At 68.0% G+C, this 24,267-nt stretch carries 23 protein-coding genes; 21 read left to right on the top strand and 2 right to left on the bottom strand.

Annotated features, from left to right (window positions below):
• Window positions 1-45 precede the first annotated feature (45 nt).
• From argS to OHB23_RS10130, 20 genes are all read left to right on the top strand, one after another.
• Window positions 46-1,698: an arginine--tRNA ligase gene (argS, locus tag OHB23_RS10035; RefSeq protein WP_328811500.1), complete on the top strand. Its 1,653-nt coding sequence runs from the start codon at window positions 46-48 to the stop codon at window positions 1,696-1,698.
• Window positions 1,695-3,113, top strand: coding sequence for a diaminopimelate decarboxylase (gene lysA, locus OHB23_RS10040; RefSeq protein WP_328811501.1), 1,419 nt, complete (start codon window positions 1,695-1,697; stop codon window positions 3,111-3,113). Before argS ends, lysA begins: the two co-directional genes overlap by 4 nt.
• The gene (locus OHB23_RS10045; RefSeq protein ID WP_155957165.1) at window positions 3,110-4,462 is read left to right on the top strand and encodes a homoserine dehydrogenase; all 1,353 of its coding nucleotides are present in this window, start codon (window positions 3,110-3,112) and stop codon (window positions 4,460-4,462) included. The genes lysA and OHB23_RS10045 overlap by 4 nt, the downstream gene beginning before the upstream one ends.
• Window positions 4,463-4,553: 91 nt before the next feature.
• Window positions 4,554-5,486 (top strand): homoserine kinase, encoded by a 933-nt coding sequence (gene thrB, locus OHB23_RS10050; RefSeq protein ID WP_056448591.1) that lies wholly within the window; start codon window positions 4,554-4,556, stop codon window positions 5,484-5,486.
• A gap of 292 nt (window positions 5,487-5,778) precedes the next feature.
• Complete coding sequence (gene rho / locus OHB23_RS10055) at window positions 5,779-7,977, top strand: transcription termination factor Rho (RefSeq protein ID WP_328811502.1); 2,199 nt, start codon at window positions 5,779-5,781, stop codon at window positions 7,975-7,977.
• 150 nt (window positions 7,978-8,127) lie between these two features.
• Complete coding sequence (rpmE, locus tag OHB23_RS10060; RefSeq protein ID WP_027507227.1) at window positions 8,128-8,361, top strand: 50S ribosomal protein L31; 234 nt, start codon at window positions 8,128-8,130, stop codon at window positions 8,359-8,361.
• A gap of 101 nt (window positions 8,362-8,462) precedes the next feature.
• Window positions 8,463-9,542: a peptide chain release factor 1 gene (gene prfA, locus OHB23_RS10065; protein WP_328811503.1), complete on the top strand. Its 1,080-nt coding sequence runs from the start codon at window positions 8,463-8,465 to the stop codon at window positions 9,540-9,542.
• 45 nt (window positions 9,543-9,587) lie between these two features.
• Window positions 9,588-10,469 (top strand): peptide chain release factor N(5)-glutamine methyltransferase, encoded by an 882-nt coding sequence (gene prmC / locus OHB23_RS10070; RefSeq protein ID WP_328811504.1) that lies wholly within the window; start codon window positions 9,588-9,590, stop codon window positions 10,467-10,469.
• Between the two features lie 61 nt (window positions 10,470-10,530).
• A complete protein-coding gene (locus OHB23_RS10075; protein ID WP_027507224.1) occupies window positions 10,531-11,193 on the top strand; it encodes an L-threonylcarbamoyladenylate synthase in 663 nt (220 codons plus the stop codon).
• Between the two features lie 125 nt (window positions 11,194-11,318).
• Window positions 11,319-12,407: a glycosyltransferase family 4 protein gene (locus OHB23_RS10080; RefSeq protein ID WP_081821490.1), complete on the top strand. Its 1,089-nt coding sequence runs from the start codon at window positions 11,319-11,321 to the stop codon at window positions 12,405-12,407.
• 1 nt (window position 12,408) lies between these two features.
• Window positions 12,409-12,870 carry a hypothetical protein gene (locus OHB23_RS10085; RefSeq protein ID WP_197027871.1) on the top strand — a complete coding sequence of 154 codons (462 nt, stop codon included), beginning with the start codon at window positions 12,409-12,411 and terminating at the stop codon, window positions 12,868-12,870.
• 477 nt (window positions 12,871-13,347) lie between these two features.
• A complete protein-coding gene (atpB, locus tag OHB23_RS10090) occupies window positions 13,348-14,073 on the top strand; it encodes a F0F1 ATP synthase subunit A (RefSeq protein WP_037187440.1) in 726 nt (241 codons plus the stop codon).
• An 80-nt stretch (window positions 14,074-14,153) separates the two neighbouring features.
• Entirely contained in the window at window positions 14,154-14,396 is a 243-nt protein-coding gene (locus OHB23_RS10095; protein WP_027507220.1) for an ATP synthase F0 subunit C, read from the top strand.
• A 5-nt stretch (window positions 14,397-14,401) separates the two neighbouring features.
• Entirely contained in the window at window positions 14,402-14,965 is a 564-nt protein-coding gene (locus OHB23_RS10100) for a F0F1 ATP synthase subunit B (protein ID WP_027507219.1), read from the top strand.
• Complete coding sequence (locus OHB23_RS10105; protein ID WP_200933823.1) at window positions 14,962-15,792, top strand: F0F1 ATP synthase subunit delta; 831 nt, start codon at window positions 14,962-14,964, stop codon at window positions 15,790-15,792. The genes OHB23_RS10100 and OHB23_RS10105 overlap by 4 nt, the downstream gene beginning before the upstream one ends.
• Window positions 15,793-15,920: 128 nt before the next feature.
• Window positions 15,921-17,564 (top strand): F0F1 ATP synthase subunit alpha, encoded by a 1,644-nt coding sequence (gene atpA / locus OHB23_RS10110; protein WP_027507217.1) that lies wholly within the window; start codon window positions 15,921-15,923, stop codon window positions 17,562-17,564.
• Window positions 17,565-17,606: 42 nt separating this feature from the next.
• On the top strand, window positions 17,607-18,581 hold the full coding sequence (locus OHB23_RS10115) for a F0F1 ATP synthase subunit gamma (protein ID WP_027507216.1): 975 nt from the start codon (window positions 17,607-17,609) through the stop codon (window positions 18,579-18,581).
• Window positions 18,582-18,583: 2 nt separating this feature from the next.
• Window positions 18,584-20,035 carry a F0F1 ATP synthase subunit beta gene (gene atpD / locus OHB23_RS10120; RefSeq protein ID WP_027507215.1) on the top strand — a complete coding sequence of 484 codons (1,452 nt, stop codon included), beginning with the start codon at window positions 18,584-18,586 and terminating at the stop codon, window positions 20,033-20,035.
• A gap of 6 nt (window positions 20,036-20,041) precedes the next feature.
• Window positions 20,042-20,410: a F0F1 ATP synthase subunit epsilon gene (locus OHB23_RS10125; RefSeq protein ID WP_027507214.1), complete on the top strand. Its 369-nt coding sequence runs from the start codon at window positions 20,042-20,044 to the stop codon at window positions 20,408-20,410.
• A gap of 47 nt (window positions 20,411-20,457) precedes the next feature.
• Complete coding sequence (locus OHB23_RS10130; RefSeq protein WP_231476479.1) at window positions 20,458-20,892, top strand: DUF2550 domain-containing protein; 435 nt, start codon at window positions 20,458-20,460, stop codon at window positions 20,890-20,892.
• A gap of 24 nt (window positions 20,893-20,916) precedes the next feature.
• On the opposite strand, the gene OHB23_RS10135 is transcribed toward OHB23_RS10130, so the two are convergent.
• Window positions 20,917-21,498, bottom strand: coding sequence for a cob(I)yrinic acid a,c-diamide adenosyltransferase (locus tag OHB23_RS10135; RefSeq protein ID WP_027507212.1), 582 nt, complete (start codon window positions 21,496-21,498; stop codon window positions 20,917-20,919).
• A gap of 65 nt (window positions 21,499-21,563) precedes the next feature.
• Here OHB23_RS10135 and murA point away from each other — a divergent pair, with 65 nt between their 5' ends.
• Window positions 21,564-22,817: a UDP-N-acetylglucosamine 1-carboxyvinyltransferase gene (gene murA / locus OHB23_RS10140; RefSeq protein ID WP_328811505.1), complete on the top strand. Its 1,254-nt coding sequence runs from the start codon at window positions 21,564-21,566 to the stop codon at window positions 22,815-22,817.
• Window positions 22,818-22,835: 18 nt separating this feature from the next.
• On the opposite strand, the gene pdxR is transcribed toward murA, so the two are convergent.
• A complete protein-coding gene (gene pdxR / locus OHB23_RS10145; protein ID WP_328811506.1) occupies window positions 22,836-24,218 on the bottom strand; it encodes a MocR-like pyridoxine biosynthesis transcription factor PdxR in 1,383 nt (460 codons plus the stop codon).
• Between the last annotated feature and the right edge of the window lie 49 nt (window positions 24,219-24,267).

Below are 24,267 nucleotides of genomic sequence, written 5' to 3' on the forward strand. Positions count from 1 at the left end.
ACCGCGGTCGGGGTGCTGTGCAGCGAGACCATAGGATAAGGCCCCGTGACTCCCGCCGACCTCGCCGAACTGCTGCATGCCACCGCAGCGGCCGTGCTCACCGAGCACGGACTCGATCCTGCCGTGTTGCCCGCGACGGTGACGGTGGACCGCCCGCGCAATCCCGAGCACGGCGACTACGCGACCAACGTCGCGATGCAGGTGGCCAAGAAGGCGGGCGTCAGCCCCCGCGACCTGGCGACCTGGCTCGCGGACGCTCTGGCCGGTGCCGACGCTGTCGAGGCCGTCGACGTGGCCGGTCCCGGATTCCTCAACATCCGGCTCGCGAAGTCCGCTCAGGGCGCCATCGTGGAGCGCGTGCAGCGCGAGAACGATCGCTACGGCTGGTCCGACGAGCTCACCGGGACCTCGATCAACCTGGAGTTCGTCTCGGCGAACCCCACGGGTCCCGTGCACCTGGGCGGCGCCCGCTGGGCCGCGGTGGGCGACGCCCTGGGGCGCATCCTCACCTCGCGGGGTGCCGCGGTCACCCGCGAGTACTACTTCAACGATCACGGCGCGCAGATCGATCGGTTCGCACGCTCGCTGGTCGCCTCGGCGCTGGGTCTGCCCGCACCGGAGGACGGCTACGCGGGCGAGTACATCGCCGAGATCGCCGCGGCCGTCGTCACGCAGCGACCAGACGTGATGGGCCTGCCCGACGACGAGCGGCAGGAGGTGTTCCGAGCCCTCGGCGTCGACGCGATGTTCACGAAGATCAAGTCGGACCTGCACGAGTTCGGCACCGACTTCGACGTGTACTTCCACGAGAACTCGCTCTTCGAGTCCGGCGCGGTCGAGCGCGCTGTGGAGACGCTGAAAACCTCGGGCAACCTGTACGAGAAGGACGGGGCCTGGTGGCTCCGCAGCACCGAGTACGGCGACGACAAGGATCGCGTCGTGGTCAAGAGCGACGGCAACGCCGCGTACATCGCCGGCGACATCGCGTACTTCCAGGACAAGCGATCTCGCGGATTCGACCTGTGCATCTACATGCTCGGCGCGGACCACCACGGCTACATCGGTCGGCTCAAGGCCGCTGCCGCAGCCTTCGGCGACGATCCGGCGACCGTCGAGGTGCTCATCGGTCAGATGGTCAACCTCGTCCGCGACGGTGTCGCCGTGAAGATGAGCAAGCGTGCGGGCACGGTGATCTCTCTCGACGACCTCGTGGAGGCCATCGGGATCGACGCCGCGCGGTACGTGATGGTGCGGTCGTCGGTCGACTCGTCGATCGACATCGACCTCGCCCTGTGGGCGAGCCGGAGCAACGACAACCCGGTGTACTACGTGCAGTACGCCCACGCCCGGTTGTGTTCTCTCGCCCGCGGTGCCGAGGATTTGGGCGTCTCCGCCGCGGATCCCGACTTCGCGCTGCTGACCCATGCCGCGGAAGGTGACCTCGTCCGTACCGTCGGGGAGTTCCCCCGCGTCGTCGCCAGTGCGGCGGGGCTGCGCGAACCCCACCGGATCGCCCGGTACCTCGAGGAGTTGGCGGGTGCCTATCACCGGTTCTACGGAGCGTGTCGAGTACTTCCCCGAGGAGACGAGGATCCGATGCCCGTCCACACAGCGCGGCTCGCTCTGGGCGACGCCACCCGGCAGGTCCTGGCCAACGGCCTGGCCATGCTCGGTGTCAGTGCACCGGAGAAGATGTGAGCGCGCATCCCGCCGGGCCGCGGCACGCCGAGCAGTCGGGCCCCGGCACCCCGGAGCGTCCGGCGGACAGCGCGGCACTCACGGACCTTCATCCGAAGGTGTTCCCCCGCAACGCAGCTCGTGGTGACGACGGCGTCGTGACGCTGGCCGGTGTTCCGGTGACGGAACTCGCCGCCACGTACGGCACGCCGCTGTTCGTCATCGACGAGGACGATTTCCGGTCGCGCTGCCGCGAGATGGCGGAGGCGTTCGGTGCCCCCGAGCGGGTGCACTACGCGTCCAAGGCCTTCCTGTGTGGGGAGATCGCTCGCTGGGTCGCGGACGAGGGTCTGTCACTCGACGTGTGCTCGGGCGGCGAGCTGGCGATCGCACTGAACGCGGGCTTCCCGGCGAACCGGATCGCGATGCACGGCAACAACAAGTCACGGGCCGAACTGGAGGCGGGAGTGCGCGCCGGTGTCGAGCACGTCGTGCTGGACTCGATGATCGAGATCGACCGGCTCGACGAGGTCGCTGCCGCGGCGGGAACGGTGCAGGACGTCCTGATCCGCATCACCGTCGGGGTCGAGGCACACACGCACGAGTTCATCGCCACCGCCCACGAGGACCAGAAATTCGGCTTCAGCCTGTCCGACGGCAGCGCACTCCGGGCCGTCAGTCGGGTGTTCGAGACCGACAATCTGCGCCTCGTCGGCCTGCACTCGCACATCGGATCCCAGATCTTCGAGGTCGACGGGTTCGAGCTCGCGGCTCATCGCGTGATCGGGTTGCTGCGCGACATCAAGGCCGAGTTCGGCACCGAGAAGACCTCGCAGATCACCGTGGTCGATCTCGGCGGCGGCATGGGCATCCACTACGTGCCGGGGGACAACCCGCCCCCCGTGCAAGATCTGGCCGCCAAGCTCGCCCACATCGTCGAGTCCGAGTCGGTGGCCGCCGGGATCCCTACTCCGACACTGGCAGTGGAGCCCGGACGCGCGATCGCGGGACCCGGCACCGTGACGCTGTACGAGGTGGGCACCGTCAAGGACGTCACCGTCGACAGCACCCACACGCGCCGCTACATCAGCGTCGACGGGGGCATGAGCGACAACATCCGGACCTCGCTCTATCAGGCCGAGTACGTCGGCCGCCTCGCGTCGCGTACGTCGGAGGCTCCGGCCGTTCTGGCCCGGATCGTCGGAAAGCACTGCGAGAGTGGCGACATAGTCATCCGCGACACGTGGCAGCCCGAGGATCTCGGTCCCGGTGACCTGTTCACCGTGGGCGCGACGGGTGCGTACTGCTACTCGATGTCGTCCCGGTACAACCTTCTGCCCCGTCCGGCCGTCGTCGCCGTGCGGGACGGGCAAGCGCGGCTGGTACTCCGCCGCGAAACGTTCGACGACCTGCTCAGCTTGGAGGTAGACCGGTGACCGCTCCAGAATCGTCAGTGTCGTCGGAGGCCGCGGCCTTCGTCAGTCCCGTGGACAAGCCGATCGGCGTCGCCGTCCTCGGTATGGGGAACGTCGGCAGCGAGGTCGTGCGCATCCTGCTCGATCACGCCACCGATCTCACCGCCCGCGTCGGTGCGCCGCTCGTGCTGCGGGGAGTCGCGGTGCGCGACATCGGCAAGGACCGCGGCATCGACCCCGACCTGCTGACCACCGACGTGCGCGCACTCGTCGCGCGCGACGATGTCGACCTGGTGGTCGAGGTGCTCGGCGGCATCGAGCCGGCCCGCGAACTGATCCTCGCCGCGCTCAACGCCGGCAAGTCGGTCGTCACGGCCAACAAGGCACTCCTCGCCGAGTACACCGGTGAGTTGGCCGACGCCGCCGAGAGCCACCGCGCCGACCTGTACTTCGAAGCCGCTGTGGCAGGGGCCATTCCGGTGGTCCGGCCGCTGATGCAGTCTCTCGCCGGCGACCGGGTGAACCGTGTCATCGGCATCGTCAACGGCACGACGAACTTCATCCTCTCGGCCATGGACGAGACGGGTGCGGACTACGCGGACACGCTCGCGGAGGCGGGACGGCTGGGATACGCGGAGGCGGATCCGACGGCCGACGTCGAGGGCTTCGATGCTGCGGCGAAGGCCGCCATCCTGGCCTCGCTCGCGTTCCACACGCGGGTCACCTCGGCCGACGTACACCGCGAAGGGATCTCCTCGATCACCGCGGCGGACATCGCCACCGCGCGTGCGTTCGACTGCACCGTCAAGCTTCTCGCGCTGTGCGAGCGTGTGAGTGACGACGACGGCAACGACCGCATCTCCGTCCGCGTCTACCCGTCGCTCGTACCGCTGTCGCACCCGCTCGCCTCGGTGTCGGGTGCCTTCAACGCCGTCGTGGTCGAAGCCGAGGCCGCGGGACGGCTCATGTTCTACGGCCAGGGTGCGGGCGGCGCTCCCACCGCGTCCGCCGTCATGGGCGACCTGGTGATGGCGGCGCGCAACAAGTTCTACGGCGGCCGTGGACCCGGGGAGTCGACGTACGCCAAGCTCCCCGTCGCGCCCATGGGGGACACCCCCACGCGGTACCACGTCAACATGCAGGTCGCGGATCGCGCCGGAGTGCTCTCCGCCGTCGCGGCCGAGTTCGCCAAGAACGACGTCAGCATCTCCACGGTGCGCCAGGAGGGCGCGAGCAAGCATGCCCGTCTCGTCGTCGTCACGCACCGCGCCAAGGACTCGGCTCTGGCGGCCACCGTGGACGCGCTGAAGGAACTCGACATCGTCACCGCCGTCACCAGCGTTCTCCGACTCGAGGGAACGTCCGAATGATCGGGATCTCGATCGCGGGATCGACTGTGGCGCCAGGGTCGTCGGTGAACCCGGCTGCTACCGAGTCGGCATAGTGGCCGGGCCGGCCGACGTGACGAGGACACTCACCACCGGGACGGTGGCGCACGCCCGCGTGCCTGCCTCCAGTGCCAACCTCGGACCAGGGTTCGACACACTGGGGCTCGCCCTGGGTCTGTTCGACGACGTCGTCGTCACCGTGGCGGAGTCCGGGCTCGACATCGAGGTCGACGGTGAGGGTGCGCGCGAGGTTCCGTGGGGTCCGTCGCATCTCGTCGTGCGAGCGATCGAGCGTGGTCTCGAGTCGGCCGGCGTGTGGGCGGACGGCTTGAAAGTACGGTGTCACAACAGGATTCCTCATTCTCGCGGCCTCGGCTCGTCGGCGTCGGCAGTGGTCGGTGGGCTCGCCGCGGCCAACTGCCTCGCGGCGTCCCTGGATCCGGCTCTCGCGCTGTCGCCCGAGCAGATGGTGCAGCTGGCCGCCGAGTTCGAGGGTCATCCGGACAACGCGTCGGCCAGCGTGCTCGGCGGCGCCGTGGTGTCCTGGAGCCGCGAGTCCGGCCCGCCGGAGGGGCCGCGGGCCTATGCGGCCGCCCGTCTCGACGTGCACCCGGACATCGGTGCGACGGTGCTCATCCCGACCGAACGGTCGTCCACGGCGCACACGCGCGGACTGTTGCCCGACCTCGTTCCGCACCGCGACGCCGCGTTCAACGCGAGCCGATCCGCGCTCGCGGTCGTGGCCCTGACGACGCGACCCGATCTGTTGATGGTGTCCACCGAGGATCGCCTGCACCAGCCCTACCGGGCCTCCGCCCTGCCGGTGACGTCGCGATGGGTCGAGACCCTGCGCGCGCACGGGCACGCCGCGACGGTCTCGGGCGCCGGACCCACCGTGCTCGTGCTCGGAACGGCGAGCATCGCGCGCGAGTTGGCCGACCGCGCCGGGGACGACGGGATGACGGTGCTGGAGCTGGAGATCGCGGACGGCGTCACGACGCGCTGACGCGGACATTCTTGCCCGTACCTCGCATCACGGCTATTGTGGTACGCGTCCGTACATCGTGCGCAGTCAGCGCGCCGATTTCTCCAGGGCATTACTTCCCGGCCTCGAGCTCCAGCGGTGCCGCCGTCGTCGATCGGCGCGCCACGGCCGCCAGGGAAGTCGCATCCTGGAACAGCCTTCGCTCTTCTGCACGACGCGAACGTACGCGGCATCCGAGTTCGACACGAGAGTCGAACGGCGGAACGAACCCTCGATCTGCGCACCAGGCGCGCGAGGGAAGGAAAGGACCTCCGTGACCGATACGGAATCTATCGCTGCTCCGGCGACCCAGTCCGACACGCGCCCGCGCACGTCGCGCCGCGGTGCCGGACTCTCCGGGATGGTGCTCACCGAGCTGCGCGGACTCGCGTCCGAACTCGGCATCAAGGGTGTCTCCGGGATGCGTAAGGGCGACCTCGTGTCCGCGATCGAGGCCAAGCAGGTGCCCGCGTCCGCGGCTGCCACCGAGGCACCGTCGCGCGCACCCCGCGTGAGCCGGTCCGCGCCCGCCGCCACGTCGGACGCACCGTCCGCCGGTGTGTCCGACGCCGTGGCCCCCCGGGATTCCGGAGCCGACGGTGCGAGCGCCGGCGCCTCCAGCTCCGACGCCGGTACCCACAGAGCCGACACCTCGGGTTCCGACGGTGCAGCGTCCGACGGCGCGAACCCCGACGGCCCGCGTCGCACGCGGAACCGTCGCGGAGCGACCCGCCGTGCCGGCGCCGCGGAGTCGACCGACACCGCCGCCGAGTCGCAGAACGACGCTGCGCCTGCGCAGGACGGCCGCGCGCACCAGTCGACCGACGCGGCAGCATCCACCACGACGGCTCCGGCCGAGACCACCCGCACCGACGGTGGCGACGACCGCGACCAGGGCGACGGTGATCGTCAGAACGGGGACCGGCCGCGCCGCGAGCGTCAGGGCCGCAACCAGGGCGACCGCAACCAGGGTGACCGCAATCAGGGCGACCGCAACGATCGCAACCAGGGCGACCGCAACCAGGGCGACCGGAACGACCGCAATCAGGGCGACCGGAACGACCGCAACCAGGGCGACCGCAACGATCGCAACCAGGGCGATCGCAATCAGGGTGACCGGAACGATCGCAACCAGGGCGACCGCAACCAGGGTGACCGCAACAACGGGCCTCGTGACAACGGTCCCCGCGACGACGAGGACGGCGAGGGCCGCGGCAGGCGGGGACGTCGTTTCCGCGAGCGTCGCCGTGGGCGCGATCGTGACGGTGCTCCCGAGGGCGGCGGCAACCAGCGTGATCGTGAGCGCGAGCCCGAACTGCGCGACGACGACGTCGTGCAGCCCGTCGCCGGCATTCTCGACGTGCTCGACAACTACGCGTTCGTCCGGACCTCGGGATACCTCGCGGGACCGAACGACGTGTACGTCTCCATGAACATGGTGCGCCGCAACGGCCTCCGACGCGGTGACGCACTGACCGGTGCCGTGCGAGTGGCCCGCGAGGGGGAGCAGAACAACTCCCGGCAGAAGTTCAACCCGCTGGTCCGTCTCGACACGGTCAACGGTGCGCCGCCGGACGGCAACCGCAAGCGGCCGGAGTTCAACAAGCTCACGCCGCTGTACCCGAATCAGCGGCTGCGCCTCGAGACCACGCAGAACATCCTGACGACGCGCGTGATCGATCTGGTCATGCCGATCGGCAAGGGGCAGCGTGCGCTCATCGTGAGCCCGCCCAAGGCGGGTAAGACCAGCGTGTTGCAGGCGATCGCGAACGCCATCGCGACGAACAACCCCGAGTGCTACCTGATGGTCGTGCTCGTGGACGAGCGTCCCGAAGAAGTGACCGACATGCAGCGCAGCGTGAAGGGTGAGGTCATCGCCTCCACCTTCGATCGCCCGCCGGGCGACCACACCTCGGTCGCCGAGCTGGCGATCGAGCGCGCCAAGCGTCTGGTCGAGGACGGCCGCGACGTGGTGGTGCTGCTCGACTCGATCACGCGTCTGGGCCGTGCGTACAACAACAGCTCGCCGGCCTCGGGTCGCATCCTGTCCGGTGGTGTCGACTCCACGGCGCTCTACCCGCCCAAGCGCTTCCTCGGTGCCGCGCGCAACATCGAGAACGGTGGATCGCTCACCATCATCGCCACGGCGATGGTGGAGACCGGCTCGACAGGTGACACGGTGATCTTCGAGGAGTTCAAGGGCACGGGCAACGCCGAGCTCAAGCTCGATCGCAAGATCGCCGAGCGGCGCGTGTTCCCGGCGGTGGACGTCAATCCGTCGGGCACCCGCAAGGACGAGCTCCTGCTCAGTCCCGACGAGGCGGCCGTGCTGCACAAGCTGCGTCGGGTGCTCTCCGGGCTCGACTCGCACCAGGCGATCGATCTGCTGATCGACCGACTGAAGAAGAGCAAGAACAACATCGAGTTCCTCATGTCGGTCTCCAAGACGGCGCCCGGTTCGCCGGAGGACTGACCCCCGAGGATCGACGGAACAAACGTCTCGGCACCGATGTTGAGACGATTACCAGCGCGGACAGCTGCTCTGGCATACTGATCGGCCGAGTCCGGTTCCGGTTCACGCTCTCGACAGTCGAGGCGACCCGGCGACCATGAAAGGGACACCATGAAGGCAGGAATCCACCCCGATTACACAGCGACGACAGTCGTGTGTGGTTGCGGACATACTTTCGAGACCCGCAGCACCAACTCGGCGGAGCGCATCAACGTCGAGGTCTGCTCGCAGTGCCACCCGTTCTACACGGGCAAGCAGAAGATCCTCGACACCGGCGGCCGCGTGGCTCGCTTCGAGGCTCGCTACGGCAAGCGCGCAGGCAAGAAGGCCGACGCCGACAGCTAGCTCTTCCGCCGACGCCCGTTCCGAGATTCGTCTCGGGGCGGGCGTCGGTCGTTTCTGCACCATTGTTCGTTGACATTTCTCGGTTCGACAGGGAGAACACCGTGGCCGCCTCCGCGACACCGTCCGCGATCGACGACATCCTCGCCGAGCACGCCGGACTCGAGCGCGACCTGTCCGATCCCTCGCTGCACGACGATCCGGCGGCGGCTCGCCGCGCCGGGAAGCGGTTCGCGCAGCTGGCCCCGATCATGAGTGTGTACTCCAAGCTCAGTGCCGCCCGCGACGATCTCGAGGCGGCCCGCGAGCTCGCTGCCGACGACGCCGGCTTCGCCGCCGAGATCCCGGCGCTCGAGGCGACCGTGGCCGAGCTCGACACCACCCTCACCGACCTGCTCGCGCCCCGTGATCCTCACGACGCCGACGACGTCGTGCTGGAGGTCAAGTCGGGTGAGGGCGGCGAGGAGTCCGCCCTGTTCGCGTCCGATCTCGCTCGGATGTACGTCCGGTACGCCGAGCGCCACGGCTGGCGGGTCGAGATCCTCGACGCGAACGTCTCCGATCTGGGTGGGTACAAGGACGCGACGCTGTCCATCAAGGCGCGCACCGACTCCGCCGACGGTGTGTGGTCGCGGTTCAAGTTCGAGGGCGGCGTGCATCGGGTGCAGCGTGTTCCCGTCACCGAATCGCAGGGACGAGTGCACACGTCGGCGGCCGGCGTCCTGATCTACCCGGAGCAGGACGAGGTCGAAGCCGTCCAGATCGACGAGACCGATCTGCGCATCGACGTCTACCGCTCGTCCGGCAAGGGTGGCCAGGGCGTCAACACCACGGACTCCGCGGTGCGCATCACGCATCTGCCCACGGGCATCGTCGTCACCTGTCAGAACGAACGCTCCCAGCTGCAGAACAAGGCGAGGGCGATGCAGGTGCTCGCCTCGCGGCTGCAGGCGGCGGCCGAGGAAGCGGCCGACAAGGAGGCGGCGGCCGGGCGTGCGAGCCAGGTGCGCACCGTCGATCGGTCCGAGCGCATCCGCACGTACAACTTCCCTGAGAACCGCATCACCGACCACCGCATCGGCTTCAAGTCGCACAACCTGGACGCCGTTCTCGACGGTGACATGGACGCGCTCCTCGACGCGCTCGCCGCGGCCGACCGACAGGCGCGGCTCCAGGCGGAATGACCTCCGCGTGATCGCCGGGCCGACCGGCAGTGCGAAGCTGTGTCGGTGAGTCGCGTCCCGCTACGTATGGCCATCGTCGAGGCAACCCGCGTCCTGACCGAGGCCGGCGTCCCCAGCCCGCGGGTCGACGCCGAGTTGCTCGCCGCGCATCTGCTGTCGGTTCCCCGCGGGCGGCTCGGCCTGACCCCGTTGGTGGAGCCCGAGGTCGCCGAGGCCTACCGTGCGACCGTCGCGCAGCGTGCGAAGCGAATTCCGTTGCAGCACATCATCGGAACGTCGTCACTGGGGGAGATCGACGTCGAGGTGGGCCCCGGGGTGTTCGTCCCCCGCCCGGAGACGGAACTGTTGCTCGCCTGGGCACTCGCGTTCCTCGAGTCCGCCGGGCGGCATCCGCCCGTCGTCCTCGACCTGTGCACCGGAAGCGGCGCACTCGCCCTCGCGATCGCCCACGCTCGCCCGGACGCCGTGGTGCACGCGGTGGAGAAGGATCCGCACGCGTTGGCGTGGGCGCGGCGCAACGCCGACCTGCGGGCGTCGGACGGCGACACCCCCGTGCATCTGCATCACGGTGACGTGACCGAGAGGACGGTGCTCACGGAGCTCGACGGCACCGTCGACCTGGTCGTGGCGAACCCGCCCTACGTGCCGACGAGTGCGCGGCTCGATCCCGAGGTGATCGACCACGATCCGCACGTCGCGCTGTTCGGTGGCCCGGACGGGCTGTCCGTCATCGAGCCGATGATCGCGAACATCGCGCGGTGGTTGCGGATCGACGGGGGAGTGGGCATCGAGCACGACGACTCGCACGGAGACCGGGTGGTCGCCCTCCTGGAGGGGCGAGCGGTGTTCGGAGACGTGTCCCAGCATCGGGATCTCGCGGACCGCCCACGCTTCGTCGTCGCTCGTCGGCAGCGCCGGATCACCTAGGACGCGAGATCGCGCCACCGCTGCGCAGGCGTGCCGTGCGCGCAGTGGCAAGATGGGCCGGGTGTCCACCGTCTACGACTGCTCCGATTCCGCCTCTCGCGCGGCAGGTCTCGATGCCGCCAAGCGTGCGCTGTCGTCCGGCCGACTGGTCGTGATGCCCACCGACACCGTGTACGGGCTGGCCGCGGACGCCTTCGACAGCAGCGCCGTCACGGATCTGCTCCGCGCGAAGGGGCGCGGCCGCGACATGCCGGTGCCGGTGCTCGTCGGGTCCTGGCACACGATCGACGGCCTCGTGCTGGGAGTGCGGCAGGCGGCGCGCGATCTCATCCGCGCGTTCTGGCCCGGAGCGCTGAGTCTCGTCGTGCACCAGGCGCCGTCGCTCGCGTGGGACCTCGGCGACGCCCGCGGCACCGTCATGCTCCGCATGCCGCTGCATCCGGTGGCTCTCGAACTGCTGCGCGAGGTGGGCCCCCTGGCCGTCTCGAGTGCGAACATCTCCGGCCGCCCGCCCGCCGTCACGGCGGAGGACGCCCGCGTACAGCTCGGCGGGTCCGCGGCCGTGTATCTCGACGGCGGTCCGGCCGAGCACGCGCTCGCGTCGACGATCGTCGACCTGACGGGGGACACCCCGCGCATTCTCCGCGTCGGCGCGGTCTCGACGAGCGAGATCGCCGAGGTCCTCGGCGTGACCGCCGAGTCGCTCGTCGCCGGAAGCGCCTGACGAATGCCGCACTCGGCTCCGCCGCGGGAGTCACCGTGGTGACGGCCGTGCCCGCGCACGCGAGTGCGCTCCTGGCGCAGTCGGACGGGGGCGCGGGTGTCCCCATCCGCGAGCTTCTTCTCGTCATGCTCACGGCAGCGGTGGTGACGTTCTTGGTCACCGGAGCCGTCCGGCTCGGCGCTCTGCGTTTCGGCGCGGTGGCCGTACCGCGTGAGCGCGACGTCCACGTCACCCCGACGCCCCGGCTCGGGGGTATCGGTATCTACCTGGGGCTGCTCGTCGCGCTGCTCTTCGCGCAGAAGCTGCCGGCCCTCACCCGAGGGTTCGAGTTCACCACGGACGTCCAGGCGGCCCTGGTCTCCGGGTTCATCATTATGGCCGTGGGTGTGGTCGACGACCGGTGGGGCCTGGACGCGCTGACCAAGTTCGCCGGTCAGGTCACCGCGGCCGGTGTCCTGGTGCTGATGGGCGTCAGCTGGTACCTGCTGTATCTGCCGTGGGGCGAGGGGTCGACGCTGATCCTGGACCAGCTGCAGGCGGGTCTCGTCACCGTGCTCATCGCCGTGGTCATGATCAACGCGATGAACTTCATCGACGGTCTCGACGGCCTCGCCGCGGGCGTCGGCCTGATCGCCGCGGTGGCCATCTGTCTGTTCTCCGTCGGACTGCTCCACGAGCAGGGCGGTGACGTCAGCGCCTACCCGCCCGCGATGATCGCCGCGGCCCTCGCCGGTGCGTGCCTGGGGTTCCTGCCGCACAACTTCCAGCCGGCGCGCATCTTCATGGGCGACTCGGGTTCCATGGTCATCGGCCTCATGCTCGCCACCGTCGCGACCAGTGCGTCCGGACGTATCGGGCTCAGTGCCTACGGCACGCGGGACCTCCTGGGTCTGCTGACCCCGTTGCTGCTGGTGGGCGCGATCATGTTCATCCCGATCCTCGACCTGCTGCTCGCGATCGTGCGTCGCACGCGTGCAGGCCGCAGCCCCTTCAGCCCGGACAAGATGCACCTGCATCACCGTCTGCTCCAGATCGGTCACTCGCATCGCCGCGTGGTGCTGCTCATCTACTTGTGGGTCGGTGTGCTCGCGTTCGGGGCGGTCGGCGCGTCCCTGTTCGATCGCCGACTCGTGGTGCTGCTGCTCGCCGGCGGACTCGTCTTCGCCCTGGTGGTCACCGCGGTGCCGTCGTTCCGGGATCCGGGCCGCCGGTAACCTGCGTGTCGTGACCTTCTCGCCCGCACCGATCCCGTCCTCCACCGCACCGCTCCGCGCCGCCGTCCGGTACGGCGTCATCGCCCTGCTCGGCCTCGCCGTGGTCGCCGCGATCATCGCGGTGCTCGTCGCCGGCCTCGAAGGTCTGTGGGGCGCGCTGCTCGGGTCCGCGGTCGGTGGTCTGTTCATCCTCGCCACCGCCGCATCCGTCCTGTTCTCGGCCAAGTTGCCGCCGACCGCGGTCGGGGCCGTCCTGCTGGGCGGGTGGATCGTGAAGATGCTGATCGCGGTGATCGTGCTGGGACTGCTGCGGGGGATGGACTTCTACAACCGCCCGACACTGGGCATCGTGGTGCTCGCGTCCCTGGTCATCGTCCTGGGTGCCGAGATGTACGGCATCTTCCGGCAGCGTGTTCCGTACGTCGATTCTCCCGCGGGCGACCCCGACTCGGACGTTCAGTAGTACGACATTTTGTAGTAGTGTCGTCCGCGGAGCGACCCCCGACACAACTCAGCGTGTTGTGTTGATAAAGTTCCTTTCGAGCGAGGGCTTACCGGGCGTAACGGACACATCGCGCCGCCCGGAACCGTCTTTGCAGGTGATCGACGTCACCGAAGCTGTTTCTCGTAGTCCACGCCATGTGAGAGTGTGTACCGCGACGAAGCGTCCGTTTCGAGACGTCGCGTCACCGAGTCGACGAAGTCGCCGACACCCGACAGACGCGGGACCGTGAGCACGGTCCGACGCGGCTGACGACTACTCGAGCCGACCCGAGTCGACTTGTAGATCGTCCTAGCTCGATCGTGCCCGAATGCCATATGTCCGATCGAACCGCGGGTGTCCTTCGCCTGCGGCCGAACACGGGAGAGACCGCTGAGCGTCACCAACTTGGCCGCGGAGTTCCATCCGCCGTCACTGTCCGACTTTTTCCCACCGGCCATCCTGTTCGAGGGCACCCCGTTCGAGCTCGACCGGCTGATGCTGGTCCGCATCATCATGACGGTCGTTCTTCTCGCGTTCTTCAGCCTCGCGATGCGCAGCCCGAAGATCGTGCCCCGCGGTATCCAGAACGTCGGTGAGCTCGCACTGGGCTTCGTCAAGGATCAGATCGCAGACGAGGTTCTCGGCAAGGAGCAGGGCAAGCGCTTCCTGCCCGTCATCGCGACCATCTTCTTCGCGGTGCTGTTCCTCAACTTCTCGGGTGTCATCCCCTTCATCAACATCTCGTCGAATGCCCGAGTGGGCATGCCGATCGTGTTGGCAGCCCTCGCGTACGTCGTCTTCAACTACGTCGGTATCAAGAAGTACGGGTTCTTCAAGTACGTGAAGAGCAGCATCGTCGTTCCGAACGTGCCGATCGCGCTGCACCTGCTGCTGATCCCCATCGAGTTCATCTCGACGTTCATCCTGCGGCCCTTCACGCTGACCGTGCGACTCATGGCCAACATGCTCGCCGGCCACATCATGCTGGTGCTGTTCTTCAGCGCGACGCAGTTCTTCTTCTTCGAGGCGGCGACCGGCATGAAGGTGTTCGGCCTGTTCTCGCTCGTCGCGGGATTCGGCTTCACGCTGTTCGAGCTGCTGGTCATCTTCCTGCAGGCCTACGTGTTCGCGCTGCTGACGGCGGTCTACATCGACCTCGCCCTGCACGCCGACTCGCACTGACCCCCACCGACTCTCCAGCCACCAGACAGACCTGACCCGCTGCCGACCGGTCGTGGGCAACAGAAAGGGAACACATCACAATGAGCCTCACCTACCTCGCGCAGGAAGCACAGGAAGTCACCGGCGCAGGCTACGGAGCCATCGGCTACGGCCTCGCGGCCATCGGCCCCGGCATCGGCGTGGGCATCGTGGTCGGTAAGGCCATCGAGGGCATCGCGCGTCAGCCCGAGCTCGCCGGCCAGATCCGCACCAACATGTTCCTCGGTATCGCATTCACCGAGGCCCTCGCGCTGATCGGCCTCGTCGCCGGCTTCATTTTCTGATCGCCATGTCGACATTCGCAGTCCTCGCAGCAGCGGAGGGGGAAGAGGACATCAATCCTCTCCTCCCCGCGACCTACGACATCGTCTGGTCTGCGGTCTGCATCGCCGTCATCGGGTTCTTCTTCTGGAAGTTCGTGCTCCCGCGATTCCAGACGGTGCTCTCCGAGCGGTCCGAGAAGATCGAAGGCGGGATCAAGCGCGCCGAAGAGGCACAGGCCGAAGCCAAGGAGGCGCTCGAGCAGTACCGCGCCCAGTTGGCCGACGCACGCCAGGAAGCCGCCAAGATCCGTGAAGACGCACGCACCCAGGGTCAGCAGATCCTCGCGGAGATGAAGACCAGTGCACAGGCGGAGAGCGACCGCATCGTGGCCTCCGGTCACCAGCAGCTCGCGGCTCAGCGTCAGCAGATCGTCACCGAACTGCGTGCCGATCTCGGCCGTACGGCTGTCGAGCTGGCCGAGAAGGTCATCGGCGAGCAGCTGTCCGACGACGTCAAGCGTGCCGGCACGATCGATCGTTTCCTCGACGAACTCGATTCTGTCGGCGCAGATTCCGCTAGCGGGAAGTGAGCACCATGTACGCAGCGAGTCGTGAAGCCCTCGCCGAGGCCCGCACCGTCCTGACGGCCGAGCTCGATGCGGCGTCGGATGCGACGTCGGCTGCCGCCGGCGCCGGATCCGACCTCTTCGGGGTCGTGTCGGTGCTCGACGGACAGCGTCCACTGCGCGCCGCACTCGCGGACGCGTCGGCTGCTCCGGACGCGCGACGCGCGCTCGCGGGCCGCCTGTTCGACGGCAAGATCGGTGCAGCGGCCACCGCCGCACTGCAGGCCGCCGTCGCACAGAACTGGTCGTCGGCCCGTGACCTCACCGACTCGCTCGTACTCCTGGGCCGTGAGGCACTTCTGCGCGCGGCGCAGGACCAGGATCAGTTGGGCACCGTGGAGGACGAGCTGTTCCGTCTCGGCCGCATCATCGCCGGCGATCCTGCCCTCGAGCAGGCGCTGTCCGATCGAAGCAAGCCCGCCGAGGCGTCGGGATCGCTCCTGTCGACGTTGCTCTACGGCAAGGTCACCGCGATCACCGAGGCCCTGGCGATCCAGGCCGTCGGTCGACTGAAGGGTGCTGCACCGGCATCCGTGTTCGGCGAACTGTCCGCACTCGCGGCCACTCGTCGTGACAAGGAGGTCGCTCACGTCCGCAGCAGCACCGAGCTGAGCGACGATCAGATTTCTCGGCTCACGTCCAGGCTGGAAGGTATCTACGGCAAGTCCGTGACCGTCCACGTGGAGGTGGACCGGGAACTGCTGAGCGGACTGGTCGTCCGTGTCGGCGACGAGGTCATCGACGGCAGTGGTGCGGGTCGTCTCGCCTCCCTGAGGAAGTCGCTCCGGTGAGCGGTACGCATCGCAGCACCCGAGTTCTGTAGCAAGCCCAGTTCGGTAACAAGCCCCACCCCGCGTTTCGGACGTCGACCGCACAGCCGGTCCGGCCACGAAACACCAGACAGTGAGAGCAGGAAAACATGGCGGAGTTGACGATCTCCTCCGACGAGATCCGTAGCGCGATCGAGAGCTACACAGCGAACTACGCACCGGAGTCCTCTCGTGAAGAGGTCGGTCTGGTGTCCGACACGAGCGATGGAATCGCTCACGTGACGGGCCTCCCGTCCGCGATGTCGAACGAGCTGCTGGAGTTCCCCGGCGGCATCCTCGGCGTGGCACTGAACCTCGACGACCGTGAGATCGGTGCCGTCATCCTCGGTGACTACGAGCACATCGAGGAAGGCCAGGAAGTCAAGCGCACCGGCGAGGTCCTCTCGGTCCCCGTCGGCGACAACTTCCTCGGACGCGTCATCGACCCGCTGGGCAAGCCCATCGACGGTCTCGGTGACATCGAGTCGAACGAACAGCGTGTCCTGGAGCTCCAGGCGGCATCGGTGCTCGAGCGCCAGCCCGTCGAGGAGCCCCTCGCGACCGGCATCACCGCCATCGACGCCCTGACGGCCATCGGCCGCGGCCAGCGTCAGCTGATCATCGGCGACCGCAAGACGGGCAAGACCGCCGTCTGCGTCGACGCCATCATCAACCAGAAGGCCAACTGGGAGACCGGCGACGCCGACAAGCAGGTGCGCTGCATCTACGTCGCCATCGGCCAGAAGGGTTCGACCATCGCGGGCGTCAAGTCCGCTCTGGACGAGCACGGCGCCATGGAATACACGACCATCGTCGCCGCTCCCGCGTCCGACTCGGCCGGCTTCAAGTGGCTCGCCCCGTACACCGGTTCGGCCCTCGGCCAGCACTGGATGTACCAGGGCAAGCACGTCCTCATCGTGTTCGACGACCTGACCAAGCAGGCCGAGGCATACCGCACCATCTCGCTGCTGCTGCGTCGCCCGCCGGGCCGCGAGGCGTACCCCGGTGACGTCTTCTACCTGCACTCCCGTCTGCTCGAGCGGTGCGCGAAGCTGTCCGACGAGCTCGGTGGCGGTTCGATGACGGGTCTGCCGCTGATCGAGACCAAGGCCAACGACATCTCGGCCTTCATCCCGACCAACGTCATCTCCATCACCGACGGCCAGGTCTTCCTCGAGTCGGACCTCTTCAACAAGGGTGTCCGTCCCGCCATCAACGTCGGTACCTCGGTGTCCCGAGTCGGTGGCGCGGCGCAGACCAAGGGTCTGAAGAAGGTTGCCGGTTCGCTCCGTCTGGAGATGGCTCAGTTCCGCGAGCTGGAGGCGTTCTCCGCCTTCGCGTCCGACCTCGACGCCGCGTCCAAGGCGCAGCTCGAGCGCGGTGCCCGCTGGGTCGAGCTGCTCAAGCAGGACCAGTACACCCCGGTGTCCGTCGAGGACCAGATCGTCTCGATCTACCTCGTCGACGCCGGCTACTACGACACGGTCCCGGTCGAGGACGTTCGTCGCTTCAACCGCGAGCTCCTCGAGGATCTGCACCGCAACGCGTCGAGCGCCTACGAGGCGATCGCCGGCGGCAAGGTTCTCAAGGACGAGGCCGCCGACGCGATCACGAAGGCGACCGACGAGTTCAAGCAGGGCTTCCTGACGTCCTCGGGCGAGCGGATCGTCAACGAGGCAGAGGCCGACGCGCTCGACAAGGGCGACGTCGACCAGGAGAAGGTCACCGTCACTCGCAAGACTGTCAGCAAGTGATGAGCGGACCCGTGGCACGTCGAACAGGGAGTGAGGTGACAGATGCCCAGCATTCGTGAGCTGCGCTCCCGGATCAGGTCGACCAACTCGATCAAGAAGATCACCAAGGCGCAGGAACTGATCGCGACCTCGCGCATCACCAAGGCGCAGGCCCGCGTCGAGGCGTCGAAGCCGTACGCCACCGAGATCACCAAGGTGCTCTCGGCGTTGGCCAGTGCCTCGGGTTCGCTGGACCATCCGCTGCTCACCGAGCGTGCGGAGCCCAAGCGGGCCGCCGTGCTCGTCGTGACCAGCGACTCGGGTCAGTGTGGTGGCTACAACTCCAACATCCTTCGTGAGGCCGAGGAGCTCCAGCAGCTCCTCAAGTCCGAGGGCAAGGAGCCGGTCATCTACGTTCTGGGCCGAAAGGGCCTGACGTACTACACGTTCCGTGATCGCGACGTCAAGGGCGCGTGGACGGGCTTCTCGCAGCAGCCGGCGTACACCGATGCCGCGAAGGCCGCCAAGCACCTCGTCCAGCTGTTCATGGCGGGGTCCGGCGAGGAGATCGAGGCACCGAACGGCGAGGGCACGGTCGAGGGTGTGGACGAACTCCACATCGTCTACACCACCTTCGTGTCGATGCTGTCGCTCAAGCCGACGGTGCGCCGCATGGCTCCTCTGGAGATCGACTACGACGACGAGGAGATCGAGCTGGGTGCAGACATGCTCAGCGACTCGCCGTCGTCGAAGGAGGTCACCGCGCAGTACGACTTCGAGCCGGAGGCGGACACGCTGTTGTCCGCGCTGCTCCCGAAGTACGTGAGCACCCGCATCTACGCCGCACTGCTCGACGCGGCGGCATCCGAGTCGGCCGCTCGTCGCACCGCGATGAAGGCCGCCACGGACAATGCCAACGATCTGGTCAATGCCCTGTCACGCCAGGCCAACCAGGCACGCCAGGCTCAGATCACCCAGGAAATCAGCGAGATCGTCGGCGGCGTCGACGCGCTTGCCGCGAGCTCAGGAAGAGACTGAACATGACCGCAGCAGTAACCGATAGCACGGGTTCCGGCGCCAAGTCGTCCGAGAACGGGCGCGTCGTGCGCGTCATCGGTCCCGTCGTCGACATCGAGTTCCCCCGTGGATCCATCCCCGCGCTGTTCAACGCGCTGAACGCAGAGATCGAGCTGAAGGCCGTCGCCAAGACGCTGACGCTCGAGGTCGCACAGCACCTCGGCGACAACCTCGTGCGCACCGTGTCGATGCAGCCCACCGACGGCCTCGTCCGCGGCACCCCCGTCGTCGACTCCGGCAAGCCGATCTCGGTTCCCGTCGGTGACGTCGTCAAGGGCCACGTGTTCAACGCCCTCGGCGACTGCCTGGACAGCCCCGGACTCGGCCGTGACGGCGAGCAGTGGGGCATCCACCGCAAGCCCCCGGCCTTCGATCAGCTCGAGGGCAAGACCGAGATCCTCGAGACCGGCATCAAGGTCATCGACCTCCTGACCCCGTACGTCAAGGGCGGAAAGATCGGTCTGTTCGGCGGCGCAGGCGTCGGCAAGACCGTGCTCATCCAGGAGATGATCACCCGTATCGCACGTGAGTTCTCCGGCACGTCGGTGTTCGCCGGCGTCGGTGAGCGCACGCGTGAGGGCACCGACCTCCACCTCGAGATGGAGGAGATGGGCGTTCTGCAGGACACCGCCCTGGTGTTCGGTCAGATGGACGAGCCGCCGGGCACGCGTATGCGCGTCGCCCTCTCGGCTCTCACCATGGCCGAGTACTTCCGCGACGTGCAGAACCAGGACGTGTTGCTCTTCATCGACAACATCTTCCGGTTCACCCAGGCAGGCTCCGAGGTCTCCACTCTCCTCGGCCGCATGCCGTCCGCCGTGGGCTACCAGCCCACCCTCGCCGACGAGATGGGTGAGCTCCAGGAGCGCATCACCTCGACGCGTGGTCGTTCCATCACGTCTCTGCAGGCCATCTACGTGCCCGCCGACGACTACACCGACCCCGCACCGGCGACGACCTTCGCCCACCTCGATGCCACTACCGAGCTGTCGCGTCCGATCTCGCAGAAGGGCATCTACCCCGCTGTCGATCCGCTGACGTCCACCTCGCGCATCCTGGAGGCGTCGATCGTCGGAGACGAGCACTTCCGCGTCGCCAACGAGGTCAAGCGCATCCTGCAGAAGTACAAGGAGCTGCAGGACATCATCGCCATCCTCGGTATGGACGAGCTGTCCGAGGAGGACAAGGTCACGGTCTCCCGTGCCCGTCGTCTGGAGAAGTTCCTCGGCCAGAACTTCATCGTCGCCGAGAAGTTCACCGGTGAAGAGGGTTCGGTCGTGTCGCTGGCCGACACCATCGAGGCGTTCGACAAGGTCACCAAGGGCGAGTACGACCACCTTCCCGAGCAGGCCTTCAACAGTTGCGGTGGACTCGACGACGTCGAGGCCGCAGCCAAGAAGATCTCCGGAAAGTAGTCCGAGATGGCTGAGATGGACGTCGAACTGGTCGCAGTCGAGGAACGCCTGTGGTCGGGAACGGCCACGCTGGTCAGCGCTCAGACCACCGAGGGCGAGATCGGCATCATGGCCGGACACGAGCCGGTTCTCGGTCAGTTGATCGAGGGCGGCACCGTGGCCATCACGACGGGCGACGGTGAACGGCGCGTCGCCGCCGTGCACGGTGGTTTCCTGTCGGTCACCGGCCGGACCGTCACCATCCTCGCCGAGTCCGCCGAGTTCGCGGAGGACATCGACGTCGAGGCTGCGCGGTCCGTGCTGTCCGAGGGCTCCGACGACGAGGAGGCGCTCGCGATCGCACGCGGGCGTGTCCGCGCGGTCGAGCGGGCCTAGGTACACGAGAAGAAGCCGCGGCGGGTTCCGAAGAGATGACGTCCTGGATGACAGTGCTTGTCGTTCTGGTCGTGCTGCTCGGAGGGCTCGCCGCGGCTTTTCTGTATCGGTTGGTGCTTCTCCGCCGCGGGGGCACTGCCGTGATCCTGCGCAGTCTTCCCGCCGCAGCGGGAAGTGGGTGGCGTCACGGCATCGTCCGTTACGGCGAGAACGTGCTCGTGTTCTACAAGCTGTCGAGTCTGCGTCCGGGTCCGGACCGCCGCATGATCCGGCAGACTCTGATCCAGGGCGAGCGGCGCAGTCCGCAGAGCTCCGAGTTCGACATCATGAGTGACGAGACCGCGATCGTCGAACTCGACGCGGGGGACCGCCGCTACGAGATCGCCATGGAGCGTGGCCCGTTCACTGCATTCACGTCGTGGCTCGAGTCGAGGCCGTCCGACCGGTCGCAGCGCAACATGCCGGGCAGCGGCCCGGCCTGACACCTCGCTCGCTCGGGCCCGTGGTCAGTCGCGCGAACGCTCGCCGCCCGGCTTCCACAGGACGTCGCCGTCCGGGTTGGTGACCCGCCCGAGAATGAACAGCAGATCCGACAGTCGGTTGAGATAGGTCGCCGGCAGCGGCCCCGTCGTCTCGGGATGTGCCTCGACAGCGGCCCACGCTGCCCGCTCCGCCCGTCGCGCGACGGTGCGCGCCTGGTGTAGAAACGCGGAAGCAGCCGTCCCGCCAGGAAGGACGAAGGAGGTCAGCGGCGCGAGAGTGTCGTTGAACTCGTCGCACCACGTCTCGAGCCGCGTGACGTACTCCGGCGTGACGCGCAGCGGTGGGTACTTCGGGTTCTCCTGGATCGGAGTCGACAGGTCGGCTCCGGCATCGAACAGATCGTTCTGGATCCGGCGCAACACCGTCGCCACGCCCTCGGGCGGTGATCCGACCGCCAACACCAGTCCGAGAGCAGCGTTCAGTTCGTCGCACTCCGCGTAGGCCACGACCCTCGGGTCGTTCTTCGAGACGCGGGAGAAGTCGCTGAGACCCGTCGTCCCGTCGTCGCCGGTACGGGTGTAGATCGAGGTCAGGTGAACCGCCATGGATCAACCTTACTGGCAGTCGGCCGATGCTCTGATCGACGACCGATGCCTCTACTGTTGACGTCGTGAGTGAACGTTTCCTGGTCACCGGCGGTAGTCGTCTCTCCGGCGACGTGTCGGTCGGTGGGGCGAAGAACAGCGTGCTGAAGTTGATGGCCGCGGCGCTGCTCGCCGAGGGCACGACCACCCTCACCAACTGCCCCGACATTCTCGATGTCCCCCTCATGGCCGACGTTCTCCGTGGGCTGGGGTGCGACGTCGAACTCGAGGGGGATGCCGTGCGCATCACCACCCCCGCAGAGCCGAAGTATCACGCCGACTTCGCGGCGGTACGCCAGTTCCGTGCGTCGGTGTGCGTCCTGGGACCGCTGGTCGCGCGGTGTCGCAAGGCCGTGGTGGCACTGCCCGGCGGCGACGCCATCGGCTCGCGTCCGCTCGACATGCACCAGTCGGGTCTGCGCCTGCTCGGCGCGCACAGCGAGATCGAGCACGGGTGTGTGGTCGCGACAGCGGAGAAGCTGCACGGCGCGACGATCCGGCTGGCCTTCCCGTCCGTGGGCGCGACCGAGAACATCCTGATGGCGGCGGTGCTGGCCGACGGCGAGACCGTGATCGACAACGCTGCCCGCGAGCCGGACATCGCCGATCTGTGCGCGATGCTGAACAAGATGGGTGCTCGCGTCGAGGGTGCCGGAACTCCGACGCTGACCATCATCGGTGTCCCCAGCCTGAAGCCCACCGAACACCGCGTCATCGGTGATCGCATCGTGGCCGCGACGTGGGGCATCGCCGCGGCGATGACCTGTGGCGATGTCACGGTGTCGGGGGTCAATCCCAAGCACCTCACCCTCGTGCTCAACAAGCTGAAGGCGGCCGGCAGCACCGTCACCCTGCGCCCGGACGGATTCCGCGTCGTGCAGGAGGAACGACCGGTGGCCGTCAACTTCGCCACGCTCCCGTTCCCCGGGTTCCCGACAGACCTGCAGCCCATGGCGATCGGCCTCGCCTCGGTGGCCAACGGCACGTCGATGATCACCGAGAACGTCTTCGAGGCCCGGTTCCGCTTCGTCGAGGAGATGATCCGGCTCGGTGCCGACGCGCGAACGGACGGCCACCACGCGGTGGTCCGCGGAGTGTCGCGGCTGTCGAGTGCACCGGTCTGGTCCTCGGACATCCGCGCGGGCGCCGGTCTCGTGCTCGCCGGCCTCGTGGCCGACGGCACCACCGAGGTGCACGACGTTTATCACATCGACCGCGGTTACCCGCGGTTCGTCGAGCAGTTGCAGGACCTCGGCGGCGACATCGACCGCGTGCAGTGACGCTCGCGCCGCTGCACGTCAGTCGCGGTGGCGTCGGAGTTCGTCGACCAGAACGGTGAGTGCCGTTCGGAGCTCCGTGTCGGTCAGTCGGCCGTAGCCGATCACCAACCCGCCCACGTCGGTGTGCGATCGAGTGGACAGCGCGACGGTCGGTACCTCGATTCCGCGGTGTGCTGCGCCGCGGGCGACTGCCTCCGCTCGTCCCGGCGACAGGACGAGTGTCGTGTGCATACCCGCGCCCAGGCCACGGAGTTCGCCGAACGGCGACAGCGAATCCCTTACTGCCGCATCGCGATCGCGGTAGCGCCGCCGTGCCGCTCGCACCGTGCGATCCCACTCGCCGTCGTCGAGCAGTGACGTCATCGCCGAGCACAGGGGTGTCGACGGGAAGTCGCCCGTGGCCAGGCGGTGGTCGAGTACCGGCCGGACGAGGTGCGACGGCAGCACCATCCACCCGAGTCGCACGCCTGCGCCGAGGGTCTTGGCGATGGTGCCGAGGTAGACGACGCGATCCGGATCAAGGTGCGCCAAGGCGGGGAGCGGCGCGACGTCGTAGCGGTACTCGGAGTCGTAGTCGTCCTCCACGACGACGGTGTCGGTGCTCTGCGCATGGGCGATGAGAGCGGCACGACGTCCCACGTCGAGGGTTCCGCCGGTGGGGTACTGGTGAGACGGTGTCACGTACACGGCGCGGGTGGTCTCGGGCGTGGACGCGAGCGTGTCGACCCTCATGCCGCCGGCGTCCACGGGGACGTCGTACAGGTCCCAGCCCATCACCATCGCCGCCGACGCCGCAGTCCGATATCCCGGATCCTCCATCGCCAGAACAGGTCTCGGTTCCGGACGGTCCGCGCGCATCGCCGCGAGTGCCAGAGTCAGCCCATGGGTGGCACCCGTCGTCACGACCACGCGATCGGGATCGACGCTCATTCCGCGCGCGCGGCCGAGCAGCGAACACACGCTGCGGCGAAGATGGACGGGCCCCGCCGGATCGGGGTAACCGGGGGGAGCGGGCTCCGTGCCGGCGATGCGCCACGCCCGCCGCCATGCCGCGGTCGCCGAGGGCGGTGTCCAGGGGATGCCCGGTCGAAGCGCGAGCGTGGGGGGAGCGCTGTCCGCCTCTGCGCGTGGACGCGCGTCGGACACGGCGGCGGTGGTCGGTGTGACGGACCGCAGGTCGGGGGAGACGAACGTGCCGGATCCGGCGCGGCCCTCGATCCACCCCTCTGCGGCGAGCTGGTCGAAGGCCTGATCGGCGACGCCGCGGGAGACCGACAGCTCTGCGGCCAGCGATCGGGTCGACGGGAGACGATCGCCGGCGACCAGAAGTCCGTCGACGATGGCGGTGCGTAGTGCGTCGGCGATCTGCAACGGGAGTGGACGCGTCGAGGATCGGTCCACGGAGAGTGGTAACGCGTGTGAGGCCATGACGTCGATGCCTTCCCGCTGG

It is taken from the genome of Rhodococcus sp. NBC_00294 (assembly GCF_036163995.1).
Taxonomy (GTDB): Bacteria; Actinomycetota; Actinomycetes; order Mycobacteriales; family Mycobacteriaceae; genus Rhodococcoides.